The sequence below is a fragment of the Bacillus sp. FJAT-47783 genome (genome assembly GCF_022808615.1).
In the GTDB taxonomy this organism is placed as follows: Bacteria; Bacillota; Bacilli; order Bacillales; family Aeribacillaceae; genus Bacillus_BZ.
This window is the reverse complement of record NZ_JAKZKS010000060.1, coordinates 1-1838: the sequence shown is the minus strand read 5'-3', so window position 1 is coordinate 1838 and position 1838 is coordinate 1. Positions and strand designations below refer to the sequence as shown.

The 1838-nt window shown below is 53.2% G+C and carries 1 rRNA gene; it reads right to left on the bottom strand.

Annotated elements, in window-relative coordinates:
- Positions 1-3: 3 nt before the first annotated feature.
- Positions 4-1838, bottom strand: a 23S ribosomal RNA gene (locus MLD65_RS17925); the annotation flags it as partial.

The following is a 1838-nucleotide window of genomic DNA, read 5'->3' as shown; positions in this document are numbered from 1 at the left end:
ATTTAGGTTAAGTCCTCGATCGATTAGTATCCGTCAGCTCCATGTGTCACCACACTTCCACCTCGGACCTATCAACCTGATCATCTTTCAGGGATCTTACTCACATAACGTGATGGGAAATCTCATCTTGAGGGGGGCTTCATGCTTAGATGCTTTCAGCACTTATCCCTTCCGCACATAGCTACCCAGCGATGCCCTTGGCAGGACAACTGGTACACCAGCGGTGCGTCCATCCCGGTCCTCTCGTACTAAGGACAGCTCCTCTCAAATTTCCTACGCCCACGACGGATAGGGACCGAACTGTCTCACGACGTTCTGAACCCAGCTCGCGTACCGCTTTAATGGGCGAACAGCCCAACCCTTGGGACCGACTACAGCCCCAGGATGCGATGAGCCGACATCGAGGTGCCAAACCTCCCCGTCGATGTGGACTCTTGGGGGAGATAAGCCTGTTATCCCCGGGGTAGCTTTTATCCGTTGAGCGATGGCCCTTCCATGCGGAACCACCGGATCACTAAGCCCGACTTTCGTCCCTGCTCGACTTGTAGGTCTCGCAGTCAAGCTCCCTTGTGCCTTTACACTCTACGAATGATTTCCAACCATTCTGAGGGAACCTTTGGGCGCCTCCGTTACCTTTTAGGAGGCGACCGCCCCAGTCAAACTGCCCACCTGACACTGTCTCCCTGCCCGATTGAGGGCAGCGGGTTAGAATTTCAATACAGCCAGGGTAGTATCCCACCGACGCCTCCACCGAAGCTAGCGCTCCGGCTTCTCAGGCTCCTACCTATCCTGTACAAGCTGTACCAAAATTCAATATCAGGCTACAGTAAAGCTCCACGGGGTCTTTCCGTCCTGTCGCGGGTAACCTGCATCTTCACAGGTACTATAATTTCACCGAGTCTCTCGTTGAGACAGTGCCCAGATCGTTACGCCTTTCGTGCGGGTCGGAACTTACCCGACAAGGAATTTCGCTACCTTAGGACCGTTATAGTTACGGCCGCCGTTTACTGGGGCTTCGGTTCAAAGCTTCGCGGATGCTAACCTCTCCCCTTAACCTTCCAGCACCGGGCAGGCGTCAGCCCCTATACTTCACCTTACGGTTTCGCAGAGACCTGTGTTTTTGCTAAACAGTCGCCTGGGCCTATTCACTGCGGCTTCTCGGGGCTATTCACCCCAAAAAGCACCCCTTCTCCCGAAGTTACGGGGTCATTTTGCCGAGTTCCTTAACGAGAGTTCTCTCGATCACCTTAGGATTCTCTCCTCGCCTACCTGTGTCGGTTTGCGGTACGGGCACCTCTCACCTCGCTAGAGGCTTTTCTTGGCAGTGTGGAATCAGGAACTTCGGTACTATATTTCCCTCGCCATCACAGCTCAGCCTATGCGACAAGCGGATTTGCCTACTTGTCAGCCTAACTGCTTGGACACGGACAACCAACGCCGTGCTTACCCTATCCTCCTGCGTCCCCCCATTGCTCAAACGGTGAGGAGGTGGTACAGGAATATCAACCTGTTATCCATCGCCTACGCCTTTCGGCCTCGGCTTAGGTCCCGACTAACCCTGAGCGGACGAGCCTTCCTCAGGAAACCTTAGGCATTCGGTGGAGGGGATTCTCACCCCTCTTTCGCTACTCATACCGGCATTCTCACTTCTAAGCGCTCCACCAGTCCTTCCGGTCTAGCTTCAACGCCCTTAGAACGCTCTCCTACCAAACAGAAGTCAGATGCCAGAAATCAGAAGTCGGATTATTTCCACTTTAAAATAAGGGAATAAATCTGCTTTCCAAGTTCCTCATAATTACTGAGGAGAAAATGATACACGGAAGTCTCTAGATAGCCTA